Here is a 23,768-nt window from a genome sequence, read left to right on the forward strand (position 1 = left end):
GTGAAATGAAAATACTTGTTGTAGTTGAGTCTATTAACATTGAGGATAGCAGTGGGTCAAAGGCAAATGTTGCTTTAATTAATAATTTAAATAAAGCTGGTTTTGAAGTTTTGGCATATCATTACACTTTAAAAGATATTAAATTAGAAGGTATTAAAACCTATGCAATTCCTGAAATCAAAATTAGTGGCTTATTTTTTTTAAGCAGACTACAGCGCGTTATAAGTAGGAATTTAAAAGTGAATATGGCATCTTTTTTAGAAAAATTATTTGGTTTTTCTTTTACTTTTTTTAATGATACTAATAGTATTAGACAAGCTATTGAAAAAAATAAATTCCAGCCAGATTTAGTTTTGACATTAAGCAAAGGAGCGAGTTTTCGTCCACATTATGCAATGTTAAAAATTCCCGATTTACATAACAAATGGATCGCGTATGTTCATGATCCATATCCTTTTCATTTTTATCCCAGACCTTATACTTGGGTCGAACCTAATTATAAAGCTAAAGAAAATTTCTTTTTAGAAGTTTCAAAAAAAGCTAAATTTAGTGCATTCCCTAGCCAATTGTTGTTAGAATGGATGGGAAGTTATTTCCCTGACTTTATGAAGACAGGTATAGTAATACCACACCAAAATTCTAAGGATATTTCACAAAATTTAGATCAAAACACTAATTTGCTAAGCTATTTTGATAAAACAAAGTTTAATTTGCTTCATGCAGGAAATCTTATGAAGCAACGTTCGCCAGAAGGTTTAATAAAGGGCTTTAAATTGTTTTTGGAAAAAAATTCTGACGCAAAAAAAGAAGCAAGACTTCTCTTGTTAGGAAATGCTTCTTATCATACAGAAATGTTAAACGATTATAAAAAAAACAGTCCTGAAATTTTCATTCATAATGGTAATAAACCTTTTGATGAGGTTTATTATTTGCAAAAAAATGTTTCTGTTAATATAATTCTTGAAGCAAAAGGAGAAATTAGTCCTTTTCTTCCAGCTAAGTTTCCACATTGTGTAGAAGCAAACAAAGCTATTCTTTCTTTAGCGCCATATTATAGTGAAACAAGAAGATTACTTGGTGAGGATTATGAATATTGGTCAGAGGTAGATGATGTAAAAAGAATTGCATTTTTGATAGAGAAGCTGTATCTATTATGGAAACAAAACCCCAATGAATTAAATTTAAACAGAAAAGACCTTGAGGAATACGTGTCTGTATCCTATTTAACAGATACACTAAAAGATTTAAAAAGTGTTTAAAAAAAACAACAAATAATTAAAAATGAGAGCCTCAATACTGATTGTATCAAAAAATCGGAAACAAGATTTATTCAAAACATTAAATATTTTAGAATCTTTAATAGATAAATCTGAAGTAGAAGTTTTAGTTTTTTTGGATGGCTGTACTGATGAATCTGAGAGCCTTAAAAATGAATTTATTTGGGTAAAATGGTTTATTTCCATGAATTCAATTGGAGCTTCAGGTGCGAGACATCAAATTTACCCGTTAGCAAATTCGGAAATTCTCATTGGTTTAGATGATGATGCACATCCGTTAAGTATTGATTTTTTGGATCAAATCGAAAATCTGTTTCAAAAAAGCACCAATGTTGGAATTTTAGCTTTTGAAGAAATAAAAGGAGTTTTTCAATCTGATCAAGAAGCTATAAGACAAGCAGAAACAGAAAAGAAAGAGTATTTGACGTCTGAATTTATTGGTTGCGGTTTCGCAATTCGAAAATCAGTTTATAATCTTACGAATGGTTTTCCTGTATGGATTGATATTTATGGAGAGGAATCTTGTTTGTCTATTGAAGTTATATCAAAAGGCTACGATATTTTATATACAAATCAAGTAAAAATTAATCATCGAGTAAACAAAGAACAAAGGAAATTAAATAAACAGAATTATTTTAGATTTGGAAAACAATTGAAAAATTCAACTTTTTATTTTTTGGTATATTATCCATTTCCTTTAATTAATATTTTAAAATTATATTGGCATAATTTTAAAAAATATGCCTTAACCGACTGGGAATGCTGTAAAATATATTTTAAAACGTTATTTATTGTAATGATTAATATTCCTAAAATTTTAAGTTATAGAAACGCAATTGATAAAACGGTAATTTTAAAAATGCGAGGTTTGTCTCGTTTAAAATTTTAAGACTTAAAATTAAAAAAAGAAATTGTAATATGCTGTCAAAAAAATCATCCCCTTATATTATTGCAGAAATTGGCCAGGCGCACGATGGCAGTTTAGGAATTTTACACTCTTATATTGATGCTGCTGCTCAAGCTGGTGTTGATGCTATTAAATTTCAAATGCATATTGCTGAAGCTGAGAGCAGTGAACATGAACCATTCCGAGTTCAGTTTTCATTAGAAGATAAAACACGCTTTGATTATTGGAAACGAATGGGTTTTTCTTTAGATCAATGGAAAGAAGTTAAAAAGCATTGTGATGAAGTTGGATTAGATTTTATTTGTTCTCCATTTAGCAATTTTGCAGTAGATTGGCTGGAAGAAATAGGTGTAGAATGTTACAAAATTGGCTCAGGCGAAGTAAATAATTTCTTGATATTAGAAAAAATAGCCCAAACAGGCAAGCCAGTAATTTTGTCTTCAGGTATGAGTTCGTATGTTGAATTAGATGATACAGTTGCTTTTTTGAAAGAAAGAAATGTCAATTTTGCAATTTTGCAATGTACTACTGCATATCCAACTCAGCCAGAACAATATGGTCTAAATGTTATTCAGGAATTGAAAAATCGATATAATGTACCAGTTGGTTTCTCGGATCATTCTGCAAAAATAGAAACTTGTATAGCTGCAACTGCTTTAGGAGCAAATATTTTAGAATTTCACATTGTTTTTGACAGACAAATGTTTGGTCCGGATTCAAAGTCTTCATTGACAATTTCTGAGACTGCAGATTTGGTTATTGCTGTTCGAAATATAGCAACTTCTTTATCAAATGATATTGATAAAAATGATAATGAAGCTTTTTCTTCGCTGAAGCAAATCTTTGAAAAATCATTGGCTGTCAATAAAGATCTACCTAAAAATCATATTCTCACATTTGAAGATTTGGAAGCTAAGAAACCGAAAGGATTCGGAATAGACGCTTCTCAATTTCAAAAAATCATTGGCAAAAAATTGAATAAAGAATTAAAACAATGGGATTTTTTGAATGAGACAGATTTGTTATAAGTAAAAAAAAAACGACTTTTTTCGCGTAATAAATTTGATAAAAAATAACGTTTTTCTTTTCCTCTTTTTTATCTACTTTAGCCCCTTAATAAATTAAAAATGCCAAAAAGAAAAATAGCTGTTGTTATTACAGCACGTCCTTCTTACAGTCGTGTAAAAACAGTATTGTCTGCTATCGAGAAGCACCCGGATTTAGAGTTGCTTTTGGTTGTAGCAGCTTCAGCCTTATTAGATCGATATGGGTCTGCTGTAAATTTTATCGAGAAAGACGGTTTCAGCATTGCAGCCAAGGTTTTTAATGTACTAGAAGGAGAGAATCTGACCGCCGCTGCAAAAACTACCGGAATTGGGATTTTAGAATTATCTACTGTTTTTGATAATTTAAAACCAGATATTGTGGTAACTGTAGCTGATCGATTTGAAACAATGGCAACTGCTATTGCGGCTTCTTACATGAACATTCCTTTGGCGCACATACAAGGTGGCGAAGTCACTGGAAATATTGACGAAAAAGTACGCCACGCAATCACAAAATTATCAGATTATCATTTTGTAGCCTCAGAGAGTGCAAAAGATAGAGTTATAAAATTAGGAGAAGATCCTGCGATGGTTTTTAATACAGGCTGTCCTTCCATTGATTTAGCAGAAGAAATTATTGAAAGCGAAAAACTTCCGTTTGATCCTTATCAAAAATATGGAGGGGTGGGGGCAACACCGGATTTATCTAATGGATATTTGGTAGTAATGCAACATCCTGTTACCACAGAATATAAAGATTCTAGAAAGCATATTGAAGCTACTCTTGAAGCTATTTATAAAATTAATAAACCGACGCTTTGGTTTTGGCCAAATGTAGATGCAGGAGCTGACGGAACTTCAACAGGAATACGTGCTTTTAGAGAACAGCACCAGTTGCCCAATGTTCACTTTTTTAAGAATATGGAAGGGAAAGATTTCCTGGAATTGTTAAAGCATAGTGATTGTTTGATAGGAAACTCTAGTGTTGGTATTCGTGAATGTGCCTTTTTAGGAGTTCCAGTAATTAATATTGGTTCTCGTCAAAATAGAAGAGACCGTGGAGGAAATAGTGTAGATGTTGACTATTTGCAAGACGAGATAGAAGCGGCCATTATCGCTTCTGTTCAAAAAGGGAAAACCGTTTCTTCGTCAATTTATGGTATTGGAAAAGCAGGTGAGCAGATAGCTGAATTGTTGTCTGAATTGCCTTTGCAATTTCATAAAACAATAATGTATTAATGAAAATTCTTGCTATTATCCCAGCTCGAGGAGGCTCAAAGGGCGTGCCAGGAAAGAATATAAAACTTTTAGGAGATAAACCGCTTATTGTACATGCCATTGATTGCGCAAAGGAGTCAAAAATGATTTCGAGCATTGTGGTTACAACTGATAGTGTTGAAATTATAAATGTTGTTGAAAAAGAAAATATCAGCATCATAACGCGACCAGATAATCTTGCAAAAGATGACAGTCCTGTTGTGAATGCAGTTAAACATGCACTTGACGTTTTAAAAACTGATTTCGATTTGCTAGTTTTGCTGCAGCCAACGGCACCTCTTCGTTCAGGACAACAATTGGATGAAATAATTGATATGTTTAAAAAAGACGCAGCATTAGAAGGAGTTATTAGTGTTGTGCCTATGGACGATATTCACCCAGCCCGAATGTATAATCTTGATGACCATAATAATTTGATTCCTTATATTGATTCCGGTGAAAGTTTAAGAAGACAGGATCTGGCACCGGTTTATTATAGAAATGGCTGTTTTTATGTGATTACGCAAAAAGCTTTTCTAGAACAAAACACCTTAATGCCTCAATATAAAAAGCCTTATGTGATGGATCCAAATTGGCTCGTAAATATTGATAATAAAAGGGATTTTGCACTCGCAACTTTATTATATGATGATTGGAAAGATGAAAATAGCAATAACTGAATCCGAGCATTTTAGCCCAAAGGGACTAGAGAAACTTTCAGAAATTGGCAGTGTGAAGCTGTTAGATTGTAAAAGTGAACAACAACTAATATCAGAATGTATTGATGCTTCTGTAATTTTTATTAGATTAAAATTTAAGATTAGCAGTTCTATAATAGATCAGTTGCCAAATTTAAAATATATTCTTTCGGCTACGACCGGAACAGATCATATTGATGAAGACTATTTTGCCTCAAAAGGAGGAAGAATAGTTACCTTAAAAGGAGAAACTGAGTTTTTAGAAAGTATTCCTTCTACGGCAGAACATACTTGGGCTTTAATTCTATCCTTAATCAAAAAAGTGCCTTTCGCCTTTGATGATGTAAAATTAGGAAATTGGAATAGGGATGGGTTTAAAAATAACAATCTAAAAGGCAAAAATATTGCGGTTTTAGGAATGGGAAGAGTTGGTAAGCAAGTAGCCCATATTGCATCAGCTTTTGGTATGAAGATAGGATTTTACGATGTGCTTTCTTTTGAATCTATTTATGAAAGATTTGAAACTCCAGAAGCTTTATTTTCTTGGGCTGATATTGTTACTATACATATTCCGTACACAACAGAAAATGATGGGTTTATCAACGAGAATCTTCTTGATTGTTTAAAAAAAGAAGCTTGTGTTATCAATACATCTAGGGGAAGAGTTTGGAATGAAAATGTAATTGCTAAGAAATTAGAAAACGGTCTAATTAAAGGGATAGCGACTGATGTTTTGTGTAATGAGTTTCATCGTGAAGATGAAAAGAATGAGTTGGTTACTTTGGCAAAAAAAGGACTTGATATTGTCATTACTCCTCATATTGCCGGAGCAACGTTTGAATCTATGGCAATGACAGAGGAATTTATTGTAGAAAAATTTTTAAAAAAATAGTTTAATACTTGAAATAGTATAGCACTATAAATAAAAATAGTAGGTTGTAATATATAAATTTAATTGAAAAAAAAGAAAATGGGAAAGTGGAATTATTGGACAGAAAGGAGTTACTATCACGCTGAATTAAGAGATAGGGCAAAAGGGCTTAAAAGTGAAATGGAAGCTGCTAAACAAATTTCACAACTGGTATTTCACAAAGCAAAGAGTCATAATTCTATACTTGATGCAGGTTGCGGTACAGGACATTTTATTTTAAGTCTTGAAAAAAAAATAGAAAATGATTTTAAGTATTTAGGCGTTGATATTACAGAGCAACATATAATTGATGCCATTGAGATATTTAAAGAGAATGAGAATTATCAATTTAAGTTAGGTGATATTAGAAACTTAGAAATTGAAGATAAAAGCTTTGAAGTGTCAATCTGCTCAAATACAATTCCTCATATTCCTCAAATTGAAAAAGCAATTAATGAACTTATTCGAGTTACAAAGAATGACGTTTTTATTAGGATGTTAGTGGGTGATGAGGTTCTAATAACCAAAAAAGCACTATCAAATAATTTTGATGAAAATGGAGAGCCAGAATCTTTCATGTATATTAATATTTATGACGAAAATTATTTAAAGAATATCATTGGGGATAAAGGTCAATTAGTTATTTATGACGATGAATTTGATGAAGAGGCCATAATGAAGCATTTCAATGAACACAAGAATATTGCTGGTAAAAATATTGCCACCCGAATCGTTGAAGGAAACCAATTCAAAGGATATTTAATGTTGCCTTGGAAAATAGTTCATATAAAATTGTATTAATTGATCTTAATCTAATATTGTATCAGAAACAAAACTTTGCTGCAAATTTTAAGAACAAATGATTTTTTGTTTTGCGAAATCTTAAAGTATAGACATATTAAAAAGTAGTAATGGAATTTGGTGAGCTTCTTAAAAAGAAAGGTAAGCCACCGAAATAGAATAAATGATTTAAAAAAAATGAAAAAATTAGGAATTGTAATCACAGATGGAGTAGGATTCAGAAATTTTATAATGAGTGATTTTATTAAAGAAGCTTCTTCACAATTTGACAAGATTATTATTTATTCAGGACTGCCTAAAAATTGTTATACTGATTTTAATGGGTTGGATGTTGAAATCAAAGAACTGCCTGTTTTTACAGAAGGTAAAGGCACATGGTTTTTTAGAAAATGGAAAGAATTAGCTCATTTGCAACTTCATAAGGGGTTTTACGGAATGAAAGATAATCTTGTTACTGGTTATCCTAAGAACAATTCTATTCGTTCTTTATTGATAAAAATGTTGCACTTTTTTACGCGATATGTAAATTCAGATAAAAGCATTTTGTTTGCTGAAAAAATGCAGTTTTTAACTTTTTCAAAAAATAAAATTACAAAAGAATATATTGACTTACTTAAAAAAGACAAACCTTCTTATGTGTTTTTTACGCATCAACGACCTCCATATTTAGCCCCTTTTTTATATGCCACAATTAAATCCAAAATTCCTGTAAGTACATTTATTTTCAGTTGGGATAACTTGGCTTCTAAAGGTCGAATGTTAGGAACATTTGATTGTTTTCTGGTTTGGAGCCAATTAATGAAAAACGAATTGCTTTACTTTTATCCAAATGTAAAAAGTGAAAACGTACATATTGTGGGAACACCTCAATTTGAACCATACGTTTTGGACAAATATAAGTCATCAAAAGAAGATTTTATCTCAAAATTTAAATTAGATTCATCTAAAAAAATAATCAGCTACAGTTGTGCTGATGTTTCAATTGGTTCAAACGATCCTTTAGTTATTAAATCTATTGCCGAGGCTATTCGAAATAATGAAATTAAAGTTGATGTGCAGCTTTTGGTTAGAACTTCGCCAGCAGAGGATGACAGTAGGTTTAAAGCTATTCGTGATGAATTTCCGGAAATTATGTGGAATGTCCCAAAATGGGTTTTGACCAGAGAAAATCATCAGGAAAGCTGGTCTCAAAGGATTCCAAGTCAAGAAGATATTGCAGATTTGAGGGCATTGTTGGAAAACGCAGATTTGAATATCAATATGTGCTCAACTATGAGTTTAGATTCTATGTTTTTTGATAAACCGGTTATAAATACTGTTTTTGGAAATTTAGAAAACGGGCTGTATAACGACCAAAGATTTTTAAATTATGTTCATTACAAAAAAGTAATTGACGGAAATGCTGTGACAATTGCCAAAGATAAAAAAGAACTTATTGATCAAATTAATCAGGCATTGGAAAATCCTGAGGAAAGAAAACAAGAAAGAATTGAAATGATTAATTTGCAAATAGGGCAGAGTCTCGAAGGAACCAGCAAAAGAATCGCTACAACTTTAGCATCATTCAATGACTAAAAAAATAGCAATTACCTGCAATTATCAATTACTTCCAGAACAAGTAGGAGGAATGGATCATTTTTTCTAAAATTTTGATCAAAAATGCAAAGAAAATGGTGTTAATATAGATTGTTTTTTTCGTAACAAATCGAATAATAGAAATAATTCTGATTTGGCTATTAACTGTAATGACACAGAAAATATTGAAAACTATTTTCTTTATTTCACAATCAAGATAAAAAGAAATGACTAAAAATTTTGTTTAAATTATGATGGATTCAAAGATTTTAATGTCTAATAATAGAATAACTATTCTGGACGGCTTTAGGACATTAGCAATTATATCAGTTCTTTTATATCATTATTTTTATCGTTGGAATGATCCTATTTATCCTTATTTTGGAGGAGACAATTTTCATTATGGATTTAAAGGAGTTCCTTTTTTCTTTATGATAAGTGGTTTTGTTATTTTTTACTCATTAGAAAATACTTCTGATTTTGTCTCTTTTTGGAAAAAAAGATTTATTCGTTTATTTCCTTCAATGTTTATTGCTTCAATTATAACTTTTATTTTCTTACTAATCTTTGACTACAATAATATTTTTGCCGACAGTAATCATTTTCGAAACTTAATTACAAGTTTTACTTTTTTACCTCCTAATTTGTTTGACTTGATCTTTGGAACCAAAAATCATTTTAGTTATCTAAATTATTCCTATTGGAGCTTATGGCCCGAAATTCAATTTTATTTTTTGTCAAGTGCAATTTATTTTTTTGATAAATTTAATTTTAAGAGAAACTATATTGTTGCTTGTTTTTTGTTACTAGGCATTTTTTATTTGGCTAACTTTTATAATTTAAATCAAATTAAATACGTTGAAAAAAGCATCAATTTATTTAATCTTATAAAGCATTTGCCTTTTTTTCTTGCGGGGTCCTTATTTTATATGCTTTATAAAAATAAGAATTCATATAAGGACCTTTTTTTCATAGTTATCACTTTTATTTTAATTAATTTTTCTCTGTCAATGGTAGAGTTAATCGCTACTTTAATTATGTATAGTTTGTTTTTTTGTTTTATATACTATCCAAAATTAATAGGGTTTTTAGATAATAAGATTTTTATAAATATTGGGATATCCTCCTATTTTTTGTATTTAATACACGAATATATAGGAGTTGTTTGGATACGAAATATCGTTACTTGCTTTTATCCATACAGTTTTATAGCGCCGGTTCTCATTATTATTTTAATGACAATTTTTAGTGTATTGTATACCATTAAAGTAGAGATGAAAATAGCAAAAAAATTAAACAACTATCTATTTCAAAAAAAGAATGATTAAAATAGCTATAATCTGCAATTATCAATTACTTCCAGAACGAGTTGGAGGTATGGATCATTTTTTTTGGAGTTTTGATAAAAAATGCAAAGAAAATAATATTGAAGTTGACTGGTTTTTTCCAAATAGCTCAAATCATGGGAATTATTCAGAATTGAAAATTTGCAGTTCTGAAACTAATGTAGAAAATGGTTTTCTAACGTTTCTTGAACAGAATAAAGAGCAGTATTCTCACATTATTACTCATTTCGTTGAATTATGCACTCCTTTTTTTAAAAAAGTAAAACAACTTTCTACTGCAGAAATTATTGCCATCGATCATAATCCGAGACCTTTGAACGGATATTCATTTAAGAAAAGAATAAATAAAAAACTCAAAGGATTACTTTTTTCAAAATATATAAATCTGTTTATTGGAGTATCTGATTATACAGTAAATGAGATTTTAAAAGATTTTGGTTCACGTTTAAAATCTAAAACTAAGACAATTTATAATGGAGTAGTTATAGATAAAATTTTAGTTCGAGAGAACAGAAATGTTTCTAAGCCAACTTTTTTAGTTGCCTCGCATCTTAGAGAATCAAAAGGAATACAAGATTTAATTGAATCGGTTTCGTTTCTTTCAAATGAAATAAAAGAAGAAATAAAGATTGATATTTATGGCGATGGACCTTATAAAAATCAATTAACAGAGAAAATTGAAGAATATTCACTTCAAAATTGTTTCTGTTTTAAAGGAAGCAAACCTAATCTGAATGAGATTTTTTTTCAATACGATTATATGCTTCAGCCTACGCACATGGAATGTTTCAGTTTGTCTATTTTAGAAAGTCTTGCAGCAAATGTTCCTGTTGTAACTACTAATGTTGGAGGGAATGCTGAGGTTATAAAAAATGCCGATAACGGATATATTTTTGAAGCAAAAGATATAAAGGCCTTAAGTCAAATTCTTGAAGATATTTATTTAGGAAACAAAAAGATATCGATTAATACGAGGGAATTAATTTGCAATTCCTTTTCTTTGCCGAAAATGGTAAATGACCATTTTGACCTGCTTTACAAATAGATAAGTTTACAATTTTATAAATACATAAATGTTTTTTAACTCATTAGCATTTGCTATTTTCTTGCCAATCGTTTTTTTCTTGTATTGGTTTGTCTTTAATAAAACTAAAAGCACACAAAATGCTTTATTAATCATAGCGAGTTATTATTTTTATTCTTGCTGGGATTGGAGATTTTTGTTTTTGCTAGTTTTTTCAACATTTCTAGATTATTATACAGGAATCCAGATTGAAAAAGGAAAATCTGAAAACAGTCGTAAATTTTGGTTTTGGCTAAGTATTATAGTAAATCTTGGGTTTTTAGGTATTTTTAAATATTACAACTTTTTTGCCGCTTCTTTTTCAGAATTGCTAAATACAATTGGATTTAAGGCGAGTCCAATTTTACTTAAAGTTATTCTTCCTGTCGGAATTTCATTCTATACTTTTCACGGACTCTCATATGTTATAGATATTTATTACAAACGAATTAAAGCCGAATACAATTTTGTTGATTATTCTCTTTTTGTGAGTTATTTTCCACTTTTGGTGGCGGGTCCAATAGAAAGAGCAACACATTTGCTTCCTCAGGTAAAAGTAAAACGAGAGTTTGATTTTCAAACTGCAAAAGAGGGTGTATATCAAATTATTTGGGGTTTAGTCAAAAAAGTTGTTATTGCAGACACCTGCGCAACTTATGCTAACGCTATTTTTGATAATTATACCGGAATGAATTCATTTTCATTAATTCTAGGTGCTGTTTATTTTGCGTTTCAAATTTATGGAGATTTTTCAGGTTACTCTGATATTGCTTTAGGAGTTTCAAAACTGTTTGGTTTAGATTTATTGCGAAATTTCAATTATCCTTATTTTTCAAGAGATATCGCAGAGTTTTGGCGCCGCTGGCATATTTCGCTTTCATCTTGGTTTCGTGATTATTTATATATTCCATTAGGAGGAAGCAAAGGTGGACTTTGGATGAAAATCAGAAATACATTTATTATTTTCCTGGTAAGCGGATTTTGGCATGGAGCCAATTGGACTTACGTAGTTTGGGGATTTATAAACGCTATTTATTTTTTACCATTGCTTTTATCAAATAGCAATCGAAACAATATGGATGCTATTCAATTAAAATTTGATTTTGATTCGGTAAAAGTAATAATGAGTATTTTATATACTTTTTTACTGACTTGTGCCGCTTGGATTTTTTTTAGAGCCAAAACAATCACTGATGCAGTTCTGTATATAAAAAGAATTTTTTCAAATAGAGACTTTAGTTTTCAATATTTAGAAAATGAACGTTACAGCTATGAATTATTAGGAATGATTGGCTTATTTGTTTTGATCGAATGGAATAATCGAAACAAGGTAGAACCGATTTCAGGAAAAAGAAGTCTATTGAAGTTAGCTTTGGCGATAACAGCGATTATGGCTTTCGGAACTTTTTCAGATTATAAGGAATTTATATATTTTCAGTTTTAATGAAGAATTTTTTAATTTATATCGCCAAAATTTTAGCTTTAGTGATTTTGATTGCTATAGCATTAGATGGAATTTATACTTATATTTTTCTGCAATCTAAAAATAGAGGAAAAATCGAAACCGTTATTAATTCAAGTGCGCAAAATTATGATGTTGTGATTTTAGGTTCTTCAAGAGCAAATAATCATTTCGTGTCACAGATGTTTGAAGATCAAGGATTAAAAACTTTTAATTATGGAATGAGCGGCAGCCATTTATTTGAAGCGTCGTTAATGTTGAAATTAATGATCGAAAGAAAGTATGTAATAAAAAACGTAATTCTTGAAACCGATTTAAATCTGTCTAATGAACATACGGCTGATGGTATTTCGGCTCTTTTTCTGCCATATATTCATAATTCTAATATCATTAAAGATCATTTTTCAGGTCAAGAAAATTTCAATGAATTATATTATATTCCTTTTTATCGATATATTAAATATGAAACAAAAATTGGAGTTAGAGAAACATTTTTCACGGCAATTCATAAAAAAACCAATAAACTGGATAATCTAGGATATTACCCTTTAGAAAAACATAAAAATGGTAATATGAAAAATAATCTTGTCAATTTAAATCCACTTCCGCACAATAAATATTACGAAGAAATCAAAAGTATTTGCAAAACAAACAATATCAATTTTATCGCTGTAATGACGCCAATGTGCGAAAATGTAGTAGGGATGAATTATTTCGATAAGGTTAAAAAAGCATATCCGGAAATACATAATTATGAAAATGTAGTAACTGAGGATAAATATTTTTCTTCATGCGGACATATGACAGATACTGGAGCAAAATTGTTTACAGCCAAAATTTTAAAAGATTTTTTCAATAAATAAAAAGATGAAAATAGCTTTTTTAACACCAGAATACCCAAACCCTAAAACCGGCAATTCTGGAGGTATTGGCACCAGCATAAAGAATTTAGCAATAGGACTTTTAGCGGAAGGAATTTCTGTGCGTGTACTTGTTTATGCTCAAAAAGAAGATGCTGTTTTTGAAGACAATGGAATTATTATTCAACAAATAAAAAATATTAAGTTCAAAGGATTTTCTTGGATATTAACAAGAAAAAAAATTGAGCGAATAATTAATGAATTATATTCTAATAAAGAAATTGATTTAGTAGAAGCAGCAGACTGGACAGGAATTACATCATTCATACAACCAGATAATTGCCCTGTAATTATAAGACTGCATGGGTCTGATACTTACTTTTGTCATTTAGACAATCGTCCTGTAAAATGGATAAATAAGTTTCATGAAAAAAGAGCAATTCAAAAAGCAGATGGTTTATTGGCTGTAAGTAAATTTACTGCAGATAAAACGAATGCTGTTTTTGGATTAAATAAAAAGTTTGAAATAATTCCAAATCTTATTAATACTGAATTGTTTAAAAAAGATGATTCAGATAAGCAGTCAAAACAAAATATCTTATATTTCGGAAGTCTTATTCGAAAAAAAGGACTTTTAGAATTGCCTTTGATTTTTAATAAGGTCATTGAAAAAAATCCTGATGCAAAGTTAATTTTGATAGGTAAAGATGTTTCAGATATTGTATCTGGAAATTCATCTACTTGGAAAATGATGCAGCATCTTTTTTCTGAACCGGCATTAAAAAATGTAGAATATCTTGGAAGTGTTCCGTACGAAGAAATAAAACAAAAAATTCAGGAATCAAAAATATGTGTCTTTCCTTCTTTTGCAGAAGCTTTTCCAGTTTCTTGGTTAGAAGCAATGGCAATGGAAAAACCAATTGTGGCTTCAAATATTGGCTGGGCAAATGAAATGATAGATGAAGGAAAAAATGGATTTTTAGTTTACCCAAAAGATCATGATTTGTATGCTCAAAGAATTATTGCGTTTTTAGACAATGAAAAACTTTGTTCTGAATTAGGAAAAGCGGCAAGGAAAAAAGTTCAAGAAGTTTTTGATATAAAAGTTCTGGCAAAAAGAAATATTGAGTTTTATAAAAAAATGAAAGTATAATTAACATTAATAATGATACTAAAGGAATTTATTACAAGTACTGGCGAAATTATACTTTATAATGGCAACCCTGATTTTGAGAAATTAGAAATCTTAGTGTCTGGTGCAGGAGATATTTGGCACAGTTCATTTGAACAAGGATATAAAAATGCTTTTCCAGAATTAGTATATCAGACTGCTGTTTTTTTTATGTTTATTAATGATTTTGACAATCTTGATGAATGTGTAAGCTGGAGAGTCAATCCGAATCAATTTGCCGTTCGTAAATCTGTGTGGGAACAATTAAAAGGTTTTGATGACGAATATCAAAATGTTCAGCTGAAAGCTCTAGATTTTGGTTACAATGCATTGCGTAATTCTGCGGCAGTTCCACTTTATATAAAAGGGCTTTTTCAAGAAAATTTCCAAGAAAAAATTAATATAACGGCAAAAGACAGATATGTTTTTTTTCGGAAAAATTTCAAATTAGATCACTCAGTTTTTATGCTGTACAGAGAAGGATTTTGGAAATGGAAAGAATGGAATGCTTTCTTTTATGCAAAGAAAAATTTTGGATTATCAGTTAAAAAAACTGTGGTTGAACCTCGTAAATTATTGCCAATTGAAGGGCAGCCTATTGTGAGTTATATTATTCCTACAATGATGCGCCAGGATTTTACTTTACAGCTATTACAGGATTTAGCGGTTCAAACCTATCCGCTTTCTCAAGTTGTTATTGTGGATGCTACTCCTGAAAATGCAAGAGATGAAAAGTTATATCAGGCACATGATTTTCCTTTTGAATTAATTGTAAAATGGCAGGAAACAAAAGGAAGCTGTAGAGCTCGAAATGAAGCTATAGACTTATGTACGGGCGATTACATAGTTTTTGGTGATGACGATGTAAGGGTACTCCCAGATTTTATTGAAAATCATATAAAAGTACTGCAGACATATAAAGCCGGAGCCTGTAACGGCTTGGATATTCGAGCCGATAATCAGCAGCAAAATTTGACAGACTTGAACGAAAAGCTGGAAAGAATAAATGAAAATAGATGGAAAGCAGGAGTAAGTTCTAGTTTTAGCAATGCAAATTCATGTGTAAAAACAGAATATGTTAGAAAATTAATAGGTAATGATGTCAATTTTGATGGAGGTTATGGAGAGGACAGTGATTTTGGATTATCATTACTCAAGTTAGGGCAGGTTGTTCTTTACAACTCTTTTTCACCTAATCTGCATTTGAAACCACCTGTAGGAGGTTATAGATTTTGGGGCAGTCAAGCCAAGATATTAGGTAAAAAACGAAAAATTCAGCCTTGGGAATTAGATAATCCTGTGAAACTTGTTCGTCCTGTACCAAGTCCTACCGTTATGTATGGTATTGTTAAGCATTTCAAAGCACAGCAAGTATTAGAATATAAGTACAAATACTTTTTTCTTTATCTTTTTAAAGGTTCAAAAAGAGGTTTTCTATATCGATTTTTAAGGATTCCATATAAAAATCTTCAGTTTAAGAAATCACTTTTTTATGCTAAAAAATTAAATAATTTAGGGATTAGATATAAATAAACATGAAATTCTCTCTAATTATTTGTACCTACATGCGTCCTGAACCATTGCTGAAATTATTGCAATCGATTCAAATTCAATCTTTTTATCCAGATGAAATTTTAATTATTGATGGATCTTTAAACAATGAAACCCAAAATATTTTAGAGAAGAACCAATTCACAGGTTTGAAATATTTTTTGGTTGATAATGCTAATCGAGGCCTCACAAAACAACGGAATTTTGGAATCAAGAATGTAAATCAGAGTAGTGAAATTGTTTGTTTTCTAGACGATGATACCGTTTTAGAAATAGATTATTTTGAGAAAATTATCGAAACTTATAAAATATTTCCCGATGCTCTGGGAGTAGGAGGTTATATCTGCAATGAAGTAAAATGGGAGAAAACTTCGGAGCATTATATTCCGGAAATTAATGAGTTTTATTATGATGGATGGAAACGAAAAGACGGAAGCCGATTTGTTCTTCGAAAAAAACTTAATTTAGACAGTAATTGTCCTCCTGGTTTTTTACCCAATTTTTCACATGGTCGAAGCGTTGGTTTTTTACCTCCTAGCAATAAAATATACAAGGTTGAGCAATTAATGGGAGGTGTTTCATCCTTTAGAAAATCTGTTTTTGACAGGCTTTCTTTTTCAACTTATTTTGAGGGCTATGGTCTTTATGAAGATGCAGATTTTACGATAAGGGTTTCAAAAATTGGGAATTTATATTTAAATACAGCAGCAAAGTTAGATCATTTTCATGCGATATCAGGGCGTCCAAATCAATACAAATATGGAAAAATGGTCGTTCGAAATGGCTGGTATGTCTGGAGAGTGAAAAATCCAGATCCAAGTTTCAAAGATCATTTTAAATGGAACGTAATAACTATTTTGCTGACAATAATAAGATTTAGTAATGCATGTAAAGGCAACAAGAAAAAAGAAGCTTTTACAGAAGCAATTGGAAGAACAATAGGTTGGTGGAGTTTATTATTCAATAAACCAATAATTGAAAAATGAAAATAGAAGAAGAAATATGTAAAAATATTCTACTATTTTTTTTTTAAAATCTAATATATCTTCGAGTGGAAACTCATAAAAAATGTTCAAAAAAAAGATAATTCAATGAATGTATTTCAGTTAATAGCTTCAGATTATAAAAAATATCAGAAATATGGAGGACATTTTTTCAGCATCATTTTTCTGACGCAAGGTTTCTGGGCTATATTTCAATATAGAATTGCACATTTGATTCATAAAAAAATAACCTGGAAGCTTTTTAGATTTCCACTGTTGGCTTTTGTTTTATTGTGGCAAAAAAATATTGAAATTTTTACTGGGATTTCAATTCCCTATGCTGCAAGAATAGGCCATTCTTTTTATATTGGTCATTTTGGAGGAATTATTATAAATTCTAATGTTATAATTGGTGATAATTGCAATATTTCACAAGGAGTAACGATTGGAGTTTCTGGAACTGATGAAAATAGGGGAACTCCTGTTTTAGGTAATGAAGTATATATTGGCGCTAATTCAGTCATTGCAGGTAAAATTACTTTAGGAAATAATGTTGTGGTAGGAGCATGTTCGATGGTAAAAGATTCGTTTTCTGATAATTCAGTTGTCTTAGGAGTTCCGGCAGTATTAATTTCCCAAAAAGGTTCAAAAGGTTATATTTAATGAAATTATTAGTTGTTACAAACGCTCCCATTATTTATAAAACTGATAAAGCTTTTGCGTATAGTCCATACGTTAAAGAATTAATGGTTTGGGAAAAATATGCAGATATTGTTTTTTGTTGTCCAGTTTGGAAAAATGATCAAGGTCTTCTTATTAGTGAAATGCCTTTTAATATTAGCAAGCATTATAAGTTGTTTGATACTAATCTTAAATCATTTAAAGAGATAGTAAAAGCTTTTTTTTTAAGTTTTTGCAACTTTTTTATGCTGCTTAAAGCAATGAATAATGCAGACCATATTCATTTGCGTTGTCCAGGAAATATTGGTTTACTAGGATGTATAGCACAAGTTTTTTTTCCAAATAAAAAGAAGACGGCCAAATATGCTGGCAATTGGGACCCTAAAAGCAAACAGCCTTTATCATATCGTTTGCAAAAATGGATTCTTAGCAATTCTTTTTTAACTCGTAATATTCAAGTTTTGGTTTATGGAGACTGGAAAAACCAATCCAGAAACATAAAACCATTTTTTACAGCAACATATTCCGAAACAGAGAAAGAAATTGTTTCAAAAAATAATTTAAATCTCAAGGCCGAATTTATTTTTGTTGGCAGTTTGGTTTCTGGAAAAAATCCTCTTTATGTTATAAAGTTAGTTCAAGAGTTGATGAAAAAGGGAGTAAAAGCTAATTTGAATTTATATGGAAATGGCTCAGAAAAGAATAATTTAGAAATTTATATTAAAGAAAATAAATTAGAAGACTATATTATTTTGCACGGAAATCAAAATAAAGAGACAGTAAAAAAAGCATATCAAAAAAGCCATTTTGTAATACTGCCATCAAAAAGTGAAGGCTGGCCAAAAGCAATTGCTGAAGGAATGTTTTGGGGATGTGTTCCTATTGCTACTAAAGTTTCGTGTGTGCCATTTATGCTTGACTATGGAAATAGGGGTGTTTTATTAGAGATGAATTTAGAAAAAGATTTGCACCAGCTAGATTGTCTTTTTAAAAACAATGAGGCTTTTGAGTTTAAAAGTAAATTGGCCCAAGAATGGTCTCAAACTTATACGACTGATTTTTTTGAGAATGAAATTAAAAATTTACTGTAAATAATGAGGATTGTACAAATAATTGATTCTTTAGAAGCTGGCGGAGCGGAGCGCATGGCAGTCAATTATGCTAATGCACTGTCAAAAGAAATTGAATTCTCCGGTTTAATTGCAACCAGAAGAGAAGGTTTACTGTTAAACCAAATTGATGAAAAAGTCACTTACTTATTTTTAAACAAGAAAAAAAGAATAGATTTTAAAGCTGTTTTTGCAGTAAGAGCATATATAAAAAAACATGCAATCGATGTTATTCACGCACATAGTTCTTCATTTTTTTTAGCCGTTCTGGTTAAATGTATTTTTCCTAAAATAAAAATTGTTTGGCATGATCATTATGGTATTTCGCAGAATCTGGCTGAACGAAAAAACATAGGATTAAAAATAGGCTCATTGTTTTTTGAAGGAAGCATTGCGGTTAATTCGGCTTTGAAAAATTGGGCAGAATCCTATTTAAAGATCAAAAATGTTGTCTATTTTCCTAATTTTATTGATGAGATTGTTGATTCACAAAAAGGATCTTTGCTAAAAGGAAATGATAATAAAAGAATTATCTGTGTTGCCAATCTGCGCCCACAAAAAAATCATGAACTATTAATTAAAGCCGCACACTTAATTAAACAAAAATATCCAGATTGGACTTTTCATTTTTTTGGAAAAGATTTCCATGACAGTCATTCTGAAAAGATTAAAAATTTAATTGCAGAATTAAAATTAGAAGAATCTGTTTTTCTTTACGGGACTGTTAATAATGTAGGTTCTGTATTAAAACAGTCTGAAATAGCAGTTTTGCCATCTTTATCAGAAGGTCTTCCACTAGCGATTTTAGAATACGGATTGTATAAAAAAGCTGTTGTAGCTACAAATGTTGGTCAGATTTCGGAAATTATTTCTTCAGATAAAGAAGGCTTTTTAGTTGATTCAAATGATTTAGGTCAATTTACACAGTCAATTCTTAGATTAATTGAGAATGAAAATGAGCGTGTTCAAAAGGGGCTCTCATTACACCATATTGTTGAGTCAAAATATTCTCAGAAATCAATTCTCAAAGATTATTTACAATGGTTAAATTCTTTGACTAATTTTGCTCCCGAAATTCCAGTTTAAATATTTTTAATGAAAAATAAAACCATCACATATAATTATCTTATTTTATTTCATTTCCTTATTGCTCTGGCAGTTTTTGTTTTGCCAGTTCTCTCGAAACTTTATGCGCTTATAATTCCAATAGCTGGAATTTATTTGGTAAACAAAACAAAAAACCGAAATAATGAAGTATTGCTGGTGTGTGCATATTTGGTGGGTGTAGAAGTTTTTTTGCGTATGACAGGAGGGAATTTTAATAATGAATATGTAAAATTTAATCTTGTTTTTTTCATGTTCTTAGGCATGATTTATAGTAGTTTTTCACCATCTTCTTTTATTTATTGGTTTTTCTTGATTTTACTTATTCCTTGTATTTTGATTACAGCTTCAGTAGATCAAATTAATATTGATGTTAAAAAACTATTATTTTTTAATCTTTCTGGACCAGTTTGCTTAGGAGTTTGTTCTATATATATGTACTCTAGGCGAATTCAATTTTCTCAATTGCAGAATATTCTTTCTGTAATGGGATTGCCGATTTTGACTACGACAGTTTATTTATTTTTATACACACCGAGTGTGAGAGATGTAGTAACAAGCACAGGTTCTAATTTTGAAACATCGGGAGGATTTGGACCAAATCAGGTATCGACAATTTTAGGTTTGGGAATTTTTATTTTTTTTACGCAGCTTGTGTTGTCTTCCAAATCAATAAAAGATATTATTTTGAATGGATTCATACTGGCTTTTATTAGTTATCGAGGAGTTGTAACTTTTTCTAGAGGCGGGGTTATAACTGGAGTTGTCATGATTGTTTGTCTTCTGTTTTTTTTGTATCAATTTTCAAATGCAAAAGGGAAGACAAAATTTGGTTTAGTACTTATCTTAACAAGTTTAATGGGTGTTGGAGTTTGGACTTATAGTTCTATTCAAACAAGAGGGCTTATTGATAAGCGTTATGCAAATAAAGATGCCTTAGGTCGAGTGAAAAAGAGCAATTTAAGCGGAAGAGAAGAAATTATGGATACCGAAATTAAATTCTTTTTAGATAATCCTATTATGGGAATTGGTGCCGGAATGGGAAAAGAGCTTAGAAAAGAATCTGGTGATGTAATTGCCTCACACAATGAAATTACTCGAATGCTGGCAGAACATGGTATGTTTGGTGTTTTCGGGCTCTTGATATTATTTATCACACCATTAATTCTTTTTATTAATAACAGACAACATCTTTATTGTTTATCTTTTTATCTCTTTTGGCTGTTAACGATAAATCACGCGGCAATGAGAATCGCAGCACCTGCATTTGTTTACGCTTTGGCATTGCTTTCTGTTAGAATTACAATGCCGGAAAAAGCTGAAAAGTAAGATAGTTAATTATAATTTTTTTATAATACATTTGTGTCGAAGAAAAAGTCCCCAAACTTTAAAACTTACGACTATTATGACTACTAAAAAAATGCATTTCGAGATTTCGGAAAGGAAAATACTATTGCATATTTTTGACGCCGCTTTTATTTTTGCCGGTTTATATGTATTACATTTTTTATTTGATAACCGCTACTATGTATTAGATTGGGATTATTTTTATAGACCAATTTTGCTTATTTCTTATATTATTATTTTTGGAGTAATTTTCGAAATGTATAACCTTCAGGTTGCAGGTAATCAATTTCAAATACTACGAAGCGTTATTCTTGCTGTTACTGCAGCAATGATACTTTACTTATTTACCCCTATTTTATCGCCTGAGCTTCCAAAAAAACGTCTCGTTATTTTGGTTTTTTATTTCTCTATTCTTGGCTCTTTATTGGTTTGGCGATTTTTTTATGCTGTTTTTCTGGCCTCGCATCGGTTTTCTCAAAATGTTGTTTTGATATGTGATCAAGACCAGGTGGAGGAATTGGTTATGGGCCTTGAAAATGTTGATCCGCATTATACCATAATTGGTTTTGTTAATTCAGATTCAGTTTCTGATCAAAGCAACGAGTTTAATTATGTGAAAGAGATTAAGAAACAGGATTTAGAGGATTTTGTAATTCATCATAACGTTTCTGAAATTGTCATCGCAACTCAAAAAACGGACGGAATCACAGCTGATTTATATCAGCAACTACTTCACTTATTAGAATCCGGCAATATTATAAAAGAATATACTAAGGTTTATGAAAATAAAACACAGCGAATTCCAGTTCATTATATTGAACGTGATTTTTATCGTTTTTTTCCATTCAGCCGCAGTAACAGCAATAAATTATATCTGATTTTAACTCGCTTGATAGAGTTTGTTCTGTCTTTTATTGGTTTGGCTTTTTGTATCCTTTTTATACCACTGATTTTAATTGGAAATCTTATCGCAAATAAAGGCAGTTTATTTTACACGCAGGAACGCGTTGGAAAAAACGGTGTTATCTTTAAAATTTATAAGTTCAGGACAATGATTGAAAATAATGATGTCAATGGTCCGTTTGCGCAGTCAAATGATAAAAGAATAACTCCGTTTGGAAAATTTATGCGTAAATCGAGATTAGATGAACTGCCACAGTTTTTTAATATTTTAATGGGAGATATGGGAGTAATTGGACCTAGACCTGAGCGTCCTTTTTTTGTTTCTGAAATAGCAAGAGTAATGCCTTTTTATGAAACACGACATGTTATAAAACCAGGTTTGACTGGCTGGGCTCAGGTAAATTATTCTTATGGAGAATCTATTGATGAAAGTCTGATAAAACTTCAATATGATTTATACTACATCAAACATCGCAGTATCTTTTTGGATTTAAGTATAACTTTTAAAACGATTACAACTGTTTTATTTTATCGCGGACAATAATTTTAGATAATTATCGGAATGCGTTTTTTGTTTTTGATTGCAAGTCTTGCCAAGACAAATCCGCTGGTAATGATCATTGGCAAAACAATAAAAAAGTGCGCTTTATTGATTAGGAAAAGTGTGTACATCAATAAGAATAGTAAATGTAAAACCGCAAATCGATAGGTCCATCTTTTATTTTTTAATATTGATAAAACAATCAGAATCAATAACAGCGGACTAAATAATAATACGTTGTAATTCATCGCCAATTCGTGATGAGAAGAATAAAATCCAACCACAACAAAAAAGATTCCCATTAGAGATAAAATGAAAAGATAGATTTTATCTGCGATTTTATTTTGTGCCAATACAATAAAGCCAAGTATAAATAGATAAGTATAAACATTATTCCACCATGAAGTTGGTGTTTCTTTTTCAAAACTTAAAAGTGTTTGACTTTCTTTTGCCAGAGGATGATTTTGAAAAGTAGTTTTCGCTAAACTGTTTTTCAATTCAAAAGGCAAAAATATTTTTGTGCCTAATTGATCGACTTTGGTTCCAAAAATAATACTGGTTCCTAATTTATCATAAAAATGACCATCAAAATACGGGAATAAAATAGAGCGATACGTAATATTCGTGTCGCCTTTTTTTGTAATTATATTTCCATTTAACGTTTTATTGATAATATCAACAACCATCGAAGTACAGTTTTTATCAATAAATTTATAGGTATAATAACGATCTTCAGATAATAATGTCGCGTTTAAATTATCAAAAAGCTTTTGTTTTAAATCTTGTGAAATAATCAATTCCTGTTCAAAAACACTTCTTTTTTCATAATTGTATTCATTCATGAAATCAATAAATGGATGAACCACTACAAAATACTGCAAATCACCTTTTGCAAATTTGGCTACAAAATTTGGCGTTGTAAAATCAAAAGCACCGTAATTGTAAACCAAATCAATATTGTTTGCAGGATCTGCAACACGAATTGCAGTATGACCAAAATAGGAGTAAGTTTCGTTTCCTAATCCGCAAGTGATAACGCTGATTTTAGCATCTTTTGATAGAGGTAAATTTTGGCTGAAACCAATAAAATTCAATAACAATAGTAAACAAAAAAGTGTTTTTTTGAAAATGACATTTTTCATAATTTAAAATTTTTAAGAATTTTTAATGGTTTTG

At 30.4% G+C, this 23,768-nt stretch carries 21 protein-coding genes; 20 read left to right on the top strand and 1 reads right to left on the bottom strand.

Annotated features, from left to right (window positions below; all coding sequences use genetic code 11):
• Positions 1–5 precede the first annotated feature (5 nt).
• From GKZ88_RS18385 to GKZ88_RS18480, 20 genes are all read left to right on the top strand, one after another.
• Positions 6–1,259, top strand: a complete 1,254-nt coding sequence (locus tag GKZ88_RS18385; RefSeq protein WP_155103772.1) for a UDP-glycosyltransferase — start codon at positions 6–8, stop codon at positions 1,257–1,259.
• Positions 1,260–1,281: 22 nt separating this feature from the next.
• Entirely contained in the window at positions 1,282–2,166 is an 885-nt protein-coding gene (locus tag GKZ88_RS18390; protein ID WP_155103773.1) for a glycosyltransferase, read from the top strand.
• A 29-nt stretch (positions 2,167–2,195) separates the two neighbouring features.
• Positions 2,196–3,212, top strand: coding sequence for an N-acetylneuraminate synthase family protein (locus tag GKZ88_RS18395; RefSeq protein ID WP_155103774.1), 1,017 nt, complete (start codon positions 2,196–2,198; stop codon positions 3,210–3,212).
• Between the two features lie 99 nt (positions 3,213–3,311).
• Positions 3,312–4,469 (top strand): UDP-N-acetylglucosamine 2-epimerase, encoded by a 1,158-nt coding sequence (gene neuC / locus GKZ88_RS18400; protein ID WP_155103775.1) that lies wholly within the window; start codon positions 3,312–3,314, stop codon positions 4,467–4,469.
• Positions 4,469–5,167 (top strand): acylneuraminate cytidylyltransferase family protein, encoded by a 699-nt coding sequence (locus tag GKZ88_RS18405; RefSeq protein WP_155103776.1) that lies wholly within the window; start codon positions 4,469–4,471, stop codon positions 5,165–5,167. The genes neuC and GKZ88_RS18405 overlap by 1 nt, the downstream gene beginning before the upstream one ends.
• Positions 5,148–6,077: an NAD(P)-dependent oxidoreductase gene (locus tag GKZ88_RS18410; RefSeq protein WP_196216497.1), complete on the top strand. Its 930-nt coding sequence runs from the start codon at positions 5,148–5,150 to the stop codon at positions 6,075–6,077. The genes GKZ88_RS18405 and GKZ88_RS18410 overlap by 20 nt, the downstream gene beginning before the upstream one ends.
• 78 nt (positions 6,078–6,155) lie before the next feature.
• Positions 6,156–6,896 carry a class I SAM-dependent methyltransferase gene (locus tag GKZ88_RS18415; protein ID WP_155103778.1) on the top strand — a complete coding sequence of 247 codons (741 nt, stop codon included), beginning with the start codon at positions 6,156–6,158 and terminating at the stop codon, positions 6,894–6,896.
• Between the two features lie 177 nt (positions 6,897–7,073).
• Positions 7,074–8,471, top strand: a complete 1,398-nt coding sequence (locus tag GKZ88_RS18420) for a hypothetical protein (protein ID WP_155103779.1) — start codon at positions 7,074–7,076, stop codon at positions 8,469–8,471.
• A 251-nt stretch (positions 8,472–8,722) separates the two neighbouring features.
• A complete protein-coding gene (locus tag GKZ88_RS18425; RefSeq protein ID WP_155103780.1) occupies positions 8,723–9,799 on the top strand; it encodes an acyltransferase in 1,077 nt (358 codons plus the stop codon).
• Entirely contained in the window at positions 9,792–10,862 is a 1,071-nt protein-coding gene (locus GKZ88_RS18430; RefSeq protein WP_155103781.1) for a glycosyltransferase family 4 protein, read from the top strand. The genes GKZ88_RS18425 and GKZ88_RS18430 overlap by 8 nt, the downstream gene beginning before the upstream one ends.
• A 28-nt stretch (positions 10,863–10,890) precedes the next feature.
• Positions 10,891–12,324, top strand: coding sequence for an MBOAT family O-acyltransferase (locus GKZ88_RS18435; RefSeq protein WP_155103782.1), 1,434 nt, complete (start codon positions 10,891–10,893; stop codon positions 12,322–12,324).
• Entirely contained in the window at positions 12,324–13,205 is an 882-nt protein-coding gene (locus tag GKZ88_RS18440) for a hypothetical protein (RefSeq protein WP_155103783.1), read from the top strand. Before GKZ88_RS18435 ends, GKZ88_RS18440 begins: the two co-directional genes overlap by 1 nt.
• 4 nt (positions 13,206–13,209) lie before the next feature.
• A complete protein-coding gene (locus GKZ88_RS18445; protein WP_155103784.1) occupies positions 13,210–14,355 on the top strand; it encodes a glycosyltransferase family 4 protein in 1,146 nt (381 codons plus the stop codon).
• A 12-nt stretch (positions 14,356–14,367) separates the two neighbouring features.
• Positions 14,368–15,906 (top strand): glycosyltransferase family 2 protein, encoded by a 1,539-nt coding sequence (locus tag GKZ88_RS18450; RefSeq protein WP_155103785.1) that lies wholly within the window; start codon positions 14,368–14,370, stop codon positions 15,904–15,906.
• A 2-nt stretch (positions 15,907–15,908) separates the two neighbouring features.
• Positions 15,909–16,910 (top strand): glycosyltransferase family 2 protein, encoded by a 1,002-nt coding sequence (locus GKZ88_RS18455; RefSeq protein ID WP_155103786.1) that lies wholly within the window; start codon positions 15,909–15,911, stop codon positions 16,908–16,910.
• 105 nt (positions 16,911–17,015) lie between these two features.
• Positions 17,016–17,570 carry a serine acetyltransferase gene (locus tag GKZ88_RS18460; RefSeq protein WP_155103787.1) on the top strand — a complete coding sequence of 185 codons (555 nt, stop codon included), beginning with the start codon at positions 17,016–17,018 and terminating at the stop codon, positions 17,568–17,570.
• Positions 17,570–18,679, top strand: a complete 1,110-nt coding sequence (locus GKZ88_RS18465) for a glycosyltransferase (RefSeq protein WP_155103788.1) — start codon at positions 17,570–17,572, stop codon at positions 18,677–18,679. The genes GKZ88_RS18460 and GKZ88_RS18465 overlap by 1 nt, the downstream gene beginning before the upstream one ends.
• Before the next feature lie 3 nt (positions 18,680–18,682).
• Positions 18,683–19,783 carry a glycosyltransferase gene (locus tag GKZ88_RS18470; RefSeq protein WP_155103789.1) on the top strand — a complete coding sequence of 367 codons (1,101 nt, stop codon included), beginning with the start codon at positions 18,683–18,685 and terminating at the stop codon, positions 19,781–19,783.
• A 9-nt stretch (positions 19,784–19,792) separates the two neighbouring features.
• Positions 19,793–21,130, top strand: coding sequence for an O-antigen ligase family protein (locus GKZ88_RS18475; protein WP_155103790.1), 1,338 nt, complete (start codon positions 19,793–19,795; stop codon positions 21,128–21,130).
• Between the two features lie 73 nt (positions 21,131–21,203).
• Entirely contained in the window at positions 21,204–22,595 is a 1,392-nt protein-coding gene (locus tag GKZ88_RS18480) for a sugar transferase (RefSeq protein ID WP_347343898.1), read from the top strand.
• Positions 22,596–22,597: 2 nt separating this feature from the next.
• Here the strand turns inward: GKZ88_RS18480 and GKZ88_RS18485 are convergent, their stop codons facing one another.
• Positions 22,598–23,734 (bottom strand): DUF4105 domain-containing protein, encoded by a 1,137-nt coding sequence (locus GKZ88_RS18485; RefSeq protein ID WP_155103792.1) that lies wholly within the window; start codon positions 23,732–23,734, stop codon positions 22,598–22,600.
• Positions 23,735–23,768 lie beyond the last annotated feature (34 nt).

The sequence above is a fragment of the Flavobacterium sp. LC2016-01 genome, assembly GCF_009711135.1.
Lineage (GTDB): Bacteria > Bacteroidota > Bacteroidia > Flavobacteriales > Flavobacteriaceae > Flavobacterium.